Raw genomic sequence first — 6,733 nt, forward strand, 5'->3', positions numbered from 1 at the left:
ACATAGTAACTTAATATTCTTCATTGGCGATGTCTACGACGGTCACTGAGCGCAGCCGAAGTGCGGGCTACGCCTACGCGCCTTGACTTATTCTATTCCCCAGCAACCGAGTAAATTCCTTTTGGATGACTCGATAACACTCACAGGAAGTTGCTTCCAAATCCTCTCGGTTCAGAATTTTAATATGACCACGTTGGTAGCTAATCATTCCGGCTCGGCTGAGGGTGCTAGCCGCTACTGTCACACCGGAGCGCCTTACACCCAACATCTGGGCGATAAATTCTTGCGTGAGCGGAAATTCTTCTGATGCCAAACGGTCAGAGACTGTGAGCAGCCAACGAGCCAGCCGTTCCTCCAATGAATGAAGACGGTTGCAGGCACATGATTGTGTAAGTTCGGTATATATAGCTCGTACATAGCGCAGCAGCAGCTTTTGAATAGCTCCACCCCGATTGAATTCGGTTCTCAGAACATCTGCATCTATCTGCATTCCAGCACCCGCAACTTGGACAAACGCTTTTGTGGTTGTTGTGTTGCTTCCTAAAATTATTGGGATACCCACCATGCCTTCATTACTCACTATCCCAACTTCCACCGTCGAACCATCTTCCATAATAGTGACTATAGAAACCACTGCGTTTTGGGGAAAATAGACGTGTGTGATGGGTTCTCCCGGTTCGTAAAGAACTTGCCGAGTGGGAAGCGAAACTAACTTTAGGTGCGGAATAAGACGCTCGTAATCACTGGTTGGCAAAGCCGCGAGTAACTTATTTACTTGCAGCTTAATAATGTTGTCGTTCACTGAACATTAAAAGAGAAATTTACTCATAATGATTTTAAATCAAGTTACTTTTGCGAGTCGGTTCGGTTTCGCACACCTAACTCAAAAAAATTTTTTGGCTCGGTTACTGGGCTTCATGCCCAGTAACCGAGCAAATTCCTTTTGTATAACTTGACGACACTCACAGGAAGTTGCTTCCAAATGCTCTCGGTTCAGGATGCTAATATGACCGCGTTGGTAGCTAATCATTCCGGCTCGGCTCAGGGTGCTAGCCGCTACTGTCACGCCGGAACGACGTACACCTAGCATCTGGGAGATAAATTCTTGCGTGAGGGGAAAATCTTCTGATTCCAGACGGTCAGAAACTGTCAGTAGCCAGCGAGCTAGTCGTTCCTCCAGTGTATGGAGACGGTTGCAGGCAGCTCCTTGCGCCAGTTCAGAGTATACAGCTTGTACGTAGCGCAACAGCACGTTTTGAATAGCTCCGCCCCGATTGAACTCGGCTTTCAGGACATCTGCATTTATCTGCATTCCAGCACCAGAAATCTGCACAAAGGCTGTTGTGGTTGTGGTGTTGTCTCCTAAAATTACTGGGATACCCACCATGCCTTCATTGCTTACTATCCCAACTTCTGCCGTTGAGCCATCTTCCATAGTGGTGACTATAGAAACCACTGCCTTATCAGGAAAATAGACCTGTGTAATGGGTTCGGCTGCTTGGTAAAGGATTTGCTGAACTTGGAGCGGAACTAGCCTTAGATGGGGGAAAAGACGCTGATAATCACTCGCTGGCAAAGCTGCCAGCAGCTTATTTAGTGGTTGCTGAAAAAGACTTTTGTTTAATGACATTAAAAGCCACTCTCCTAAAGGTAGGTAACTTTAGAAAAGCCAACTCAGGGCACAAGGAAAGGATTTAAGGATCTGATCCTAATGTCAAAAGATGTATTCGCTAAAGAAACACAGGAACAATCTAAGAAAGCTTAAATGAAAACACTTGTTTTAGTCTATGCAGTTTGCTACATAGAAGCTTAACAAAAACTATTTTTGCTGTTGATTGGCTGATTGCCCAATAAACGGATAAATTCATTTTCTATAACCTGATAACATTCGCAGGAGGTTTTTTCTAAAGCCTCTCGATTCAGGATGTGAATCTCACCACGGTGGTAGGCGATCGTTCCGGCTTCGCTCAGGATGTTAGCTGCTTCGGTGACACCAACACGACGTACACCTAACATCTGCGAGATAAATTCTTGGGTGAGCGGAAATTCGTCTGATTCCAGACGATCGGAAACTGTTAGCAGCCACCGAGCCAACCGCCTCTCTAGTCTATGAAGACGGTTGCAGGCAGATCCTTGTGCTATTTGAGTGTATACAGCTTGCACGTAGCGCAGCAGCACGCTTTGAATAGCTCCGCCCCGATTGAACTCGCTTTTGAGTATATCCGCATCCATCTGCATCGCACTACCTGGAATCTGCACAAATGCTGTTGTGGTTGTGGTGTTGTCTCCTAAAATTACGGACATACCCACCATGCCTTCATTGCTCACTAAACCAACTTCCACAGTCGAGCCATCTTCCATAGTGGTGATTATAGAAACTACTGCTTTGTTAGGAAAATATACCTGTGCGATCGCTTCGCCTGCATGGTGAAGTATTTGGCGAGTGGAAAGCGAAACTAGCTTTAGATGGGGAACAAGACGCTCATAATCACTGGCTGGCAAAGTTGCCAGCAACTTATTTGCTGGTTTTTCAAGGATATTTTTATCTAATGACATTGGAATTCTCCTGAATGTAGCCGTCTTTAGAAAAGACAACTCACGGCATAGGGAGAAAAATCAAGAGTTTAACCCTAATGTCAAAAAGCGTACTTCCTAAAAAGCTTATAATAAAAGATTGAGATTTTTATACTCATATCTATAATATAACAAAATTGAGTTGTTTATAATAACAAAAAATCTAGAGAAATTAACTTAATTACATTTGCGACATTTGCGATCGCATAATTAAATGAAATTATGTTCGTTAATCATCTTGCTATAGACACGAGCATCCTTGGAAGCGATCGCAGCAAAAAATTCCTGATTATACAACTCATTAAAACCTAAATCTTTTTCATTGCTACAAATCTTTTTAGCTCTCCCAAATAGTCTTGGTATATTTTTATTGTCTTAAAAAAAAGATACTTAGAAATTACCTAATTAATATGAATATTTATTAAGACTTCATTCTAGAAGAATCTTAAGATTTTTAGCTTACTACGGTAAGTCTACCGATTTATTGTATTATATACTTAGTCTAAAACAGTCTATTTCACAAATACCCAATAAAAGCAAGTATTTTCTACTACATATTTAAAATTTTGATTACCCAAAACTAACTTACTTATCTGGTTCATCTATGCAATAATAAACAGCTATATGCATTAACTACACTTTAGCTATCAATTTACAGGAGTATAAACTGTATATTCTCTGAAAAACTTATATTGGCTTAGTGCCAAATCCAGTGTTGTTTGAAGCTAATTTACTTAAAAAATAATAATGCCCTTGACAAAATGCAAAATCTCTAACAAAAATATCACTGTTAAATCGAGTGAATAACAACGTAGAAATATGAAGTATAACCAACTTGGCAAGAGTGACTTAAAAGTTTCAGAAATTTGTCTGGGCACTATGACTTATGGACAACAAAATACTATTGAAGAAGCCCACGAACAGCTAAATTATTCTATTGCCCAAGGAGTCAACTTTATTGATGCAGCTGAGATGTATCCTGTCCCACCAAGTAGAGAAACTTATGGATTAACTGAAACTTATATTGGGGAATGGTTAAAGCGTCAACAAAGAGATCGAGTTATTATAGCTACTAAGATTGCGGGCCCTGGTCGAGGCTTTAAATGGTTACGTGGTGGAGCCGAAGCAATTGACCGTGATAATATCAAAAAAGCTGTAGATGATAGTCTAAAAAGATTACAAACAGACTATATCGATCTATACCAAATTCACTGGCCCGATCGCTATGTGCCACGATTTGGACAAACGGTATTCGATCCGACTCAGGTGAAAGAAACGGTTCCCATTGCTGAACAGCTAGCAGTTTTTGCCGATGTAATTAAGGCTGGTAAAATTCGCTATATCGGTTTGAGTAACGAAACCCCTTGGGGAGTTGCCCAGTTTAGTAACGCTGCTAAACAGTTAGGATTGCCTAAAGTTGCTTCGATTCAAAATGCTTATAACTTGTTGAATCGAGTATTTGACGGAGCCTTAGCAGAAGCAGTTTATCACGAAGAAATTGGATTACTAGCTTATAGTCCTTTGGCATTTGGCTTCTTGACTGGGAAATATCTAAACGGCAAACCAGAAAAAGCCAGAGTCACTTTGTTTGATAATTTCGGTCAGCGCTATCTCAAACCAAAAGTAAGTCAAGCCGTATCAGCTTACGTAGAAATTGCCAAGCGCCATCAACTAAGTCCAGCGCATCTAGCTTTGGCATTTGTGCGGAGTCGTTGGTTTGTGGCTAGCACAATTATTGGTGCCACCACACTGGAGCAACTCAAAGAGAATTTAGAAAGCGTGAATGTAGTTCTCAACAAAGACATTTTGGAAGAGTTGGATATAGTTCATGCTCAGTCGCCAAACCCAGCACCGTAAACAATTCAAAATTCAAAATGACGCTCGCGGACTCGCTAACGCTGCGCTAACAAAATTCAAACATTTTAGATAGTTCGCCTCGTTACCAGGCTCCAGCCTGGTAATGCCTCCTTAGAGCCTCTGGCTCTCATTCTCAGAGTAGAAGTAGAGATGCGCGATGCACTCTCTCAATTCTTAGATTCAAAACTAGATATTTAGTCGGTAAAATATGACTTTTACAGCAACATTAATTGACCAAAATACTATTCGTCGTCGGGGTACTGGTTTAAGAGCTTACAATCCCGAAAAAGTATTTAAAGGATACACACTTTTCACACCCTTAACAGGTAAAGGTGAAGTCTACCTTCTGAACTTGGAAGGAGAAGTAGTACACCAGTGGAATCTGCCTTATCCACCAGGGTTATACGGTTATCTTTTGCCCAATGGCAACCTTTTTTATAATGGTAAGACTCCGCCAGAAGAACCCCTACGTTTTGCTTTGTGGGCTGCATTCAAAAGTGGCGTTGTTTTAGAAGCAGATCCCAAAGGAAATATTATCTGGGAATATAAGCATCCAGATCATCATCATGATGGACGCAGGCTAGCCAATGGCAACACGATTCTACTCGCCATTGAAAAGATACCTCAGTCTTTGGTTCCCCGGATCAAAGGTGGCGTACCAGGTACAGAACCAAATGGTGATATCTATGCGGATGTGCTTTATGAGGTGACTCCAGTAGGTGAAATCGTTTGGACTTGGCACGCTCACGAACACCTCGATCCAGATATATTTACGATTACACCCCAAGATCATCGACATGAATGGACTCATGGAAATACTGTGGGTGAACTCGCCGATGGCAGCATTATAGTGAGCTTTCGCAATATCTCCACAGTTGTCATTATCGATCGCAAAACCGGAGAAATCATCTGGACGCTAGGCGATGACGTACTAGCACAGCAGCACTTCCCGAACGAATTAGCTAACGGTAATATCTTGATTTTCGACAATGGCGCACATCGCCGTAACATTGCTCTCAATTTTTCTCGTGTGATTGAGGTGAACCGTCAAACCAAAGAGATAGTTTGGGAATACACCGACAACCCGCCCCAAAATTTCTTCAGTGCATACATATCAGGGGCGCAACGTTTAGCCAATGGCAATACCTTAATTACAGAAGGTGCTTACGGCCGGATATTCGAGGTGACAGTTGCAGGAGAGATTGTTTGGGAATACATTAATCCCTACTTTGCAACTCGGAATATCCCAGGTGAGAAGTCGCCGGTAACTCGTGGAGAGCAAAATACAGTCTTCCGCGCCTTCCGTTATGCACCTGAAGAAGTGCCCTGGCTTTAGGAGAAGGCAGGGGGCAGGAGGCAGGGGGGCAGAGGAGCAGGGGAGCAGGGGAGGCAGGGGAGGCAGGGGAGAAGTTGCAGTAAGTTTTTGCCCAATGCCCAATGCCCAATGCCCATTTAAGATTTGGGATTTTGGATGAAAATTCAATTCTCAATGGCGATTAACAAGTCCTATTTACCAAGGAACTTAAACATGACTGAAATTAAAGTATACAGTGCAGTTGTTTGTCCTTATGCTCACCGTACCCGCTTGGTACTCCAAGAGAAAGGCATTGACTTCGATTTGATTGAAATTGATTTGCAGAATAAACCTGAAGGGTTTACCCAAGTTTCCCCTTATGGTAAAGTGCCTGCACTAACTCATGACGATAACCGAGTTTGGGAGTCAGCGGTAATTAACGAATATCTTGATGAGGTATTTCCCAATCCACCACTGTTACCCAGCAACCCCATCGATCGGGCACAAGCTCGCATTTGGATCGATTTTGCTAACACCAGATTCGTTCCCGCTTTTTCTACTCTGCTGCGGAGTTCAGATCCCGAAAAACAAGAAGAAGCGAAACAGGAACTATCTAAACATCTGGAATTCATTGAAAACGAAGGTTTAGCAAAGCTATCTAAAGAAGGCCCTTATTGGTTTGGCGAATCTATTAGTTTGGTAGATTTCACCTATTTCCCCTGGTTTGAGCGCTGGGCTGCATTGAAGCAATATCGCGGTTTTGGAATACCAGAGCAATTTACCCGTGTACGTCAGTGGAAACATGCTTTGAAAGAGCGTGAATCTGTGAAAGCGATCGCTCACTCTAAAGAATTCTACATCGAGCGATATGCTAAATTTGCTACGCCTACTCTCGCTGCTGTTTAAAGGTAATTCATAATACCAATTTAATTAATGATTGCAACACATCCTTAGGTAAAGACGCGACGCCAGTCGCTACAACGGGGAGGCAGCGCGGTCTTGGGGGTT

6 protein-coding genes are annotated in these 6,733 nt (G+C 42.5%); 3 read left to right on the forward strand and 3 right to left on the reverse strand.

Going from position 1 to position 6,733, the window contains the following annotated elements:
- Positions 1–73: 73 nt before the first annotated feature.
- The 3 genes from RMZ95_RS28565 to RMZ95_RS28575 all read right to left on the reverse strand — a co-directional run bounded on the left by RMZ95_RS28565 (position 74) and on the right by RMZ95_RS28575 (position 2,556).
- Positions 74–802, reverse strand: a complete 729-nt coding sequence (locus tag RMZ95_RS28565; RefSeq protein WP_322684840.1) for a Crp/Fnr family transcriptional regulator — start codon at positions 800–802, stop codon at positions 74–76.
- An 81-nt stretch (positions 803–883) separates the two neighbouring features.
- Positions 884–1,630, reverse strand: coding sequence for a Crp/Fnr family transcriptional regulator (locus tag RMZ95_RS28570; protein WP_322684841.1), 747 nt, complete (start codon positions 1,628–1,630; stop codon positions 884–886).
- A 179-nt stretch (positions 1,631–1,809) separates the two neighbouring features.
- The gene (locus RMZ95_RS28575) at positions 1,810–2,556 is read right to left on the reverse strand and encodes a Crp/Fnr family transcriptional regulator (RefSeq protein ID WP_322684842.1); all 747 of its coding nucleotides are present in this window, start codon (positions 2,554–2,556) and stop codon (positions 1,810–1,812) included.
- Positions 2,557–3,393: 837 nt separating this feature from the next.
- Here RMZ95_RS28575 and RMZ95_RS28580 point away from each other — a divergent pair.
- From RMZ95_RS28580 to RMZ95_RS28590, 3 genes are all read left to right on the forward strand, one after another.
- Positions 3,394–4,431 (forward strand): NADP(H)-dependent aldo-keto reductase, encoded by a 1,038-nt coding sequence (locus tag RMZ95_RS28580; protein WP_322684843.1) that lies wholly within the window; start codon positions 3,394–3,396, stop codon positions 4,429–4,431.
- 208 nt (positions 4,432–4,639) lie between these two features.
- Positions 4,640–5,767 (forward strand): aryl-sulfate sulfotransferase, encoded by a 1,128-nt coding sequence (locus RMZ95_RS28585; RefSeq protein ID WP_322674163.1) that lies wholly within the window; start codon positions 4,640–4,642, stop codon positions 5,765–5,767.
- 192 nt (positions 5,768–5,959) lie between these two features.
- A complete protein-coding gene (locus RMZ95_RS28590) occupies positions 5,960–6,631 on the forward strand; it encodes a glutathione S-transferase family protein (protein ID WP_322684844.1) in 672 nt (223 codons plus the stop codon).
- The last annotated feature ends 102 nt before the right edge of the window (positions 6,632–6,733 follow it).

The organism is Nostoc sp. DedQUE07 (assembly GCF_034530975.2).
GTDB lineage: Bacteria > Cyanobacteriota > Cyanobacteriia > Cyanobacteriales > Nostocaceae > Nostoc.

Coding starts and splice junctions, on each gene's coding strand:
- RMZ95_RS28580 (WP_322684843.1), top strand. CDS start 3,394: ATGAAGTATAACCAACTTGGCAAGAGTGACTTAAAAGTTTCAGAAATT.
- RMZ95_RS28575 (WP_322684842.1), bottom strand. CDS start 2,556: ATGTCATTAGATAAAAATATCCTTGAAAAACCAGCAAATAAGTTGCTG.
- RMZ95_RS28570 (WP_322684841.1), bottom strand. CDS start 1,630: ATGTCATTAAACAAAAGTCTTTTTCAGCAACCACTAAATAAGCTGCTG.
- RMZ95_RS28585 (WP_322674163.1), top strand. CDS start 4,640: ATGACTTTTACAGCAACATTAATTGACCAAAATACTATTCGTCGTCGG.
- RMZ95_RS28590 (WP_322684844.1), top strand. CDS start 5,960: ATGACTGAAATTAAAGTATACAGTGCAGTTGTTTGTCCTTATGCTCAC.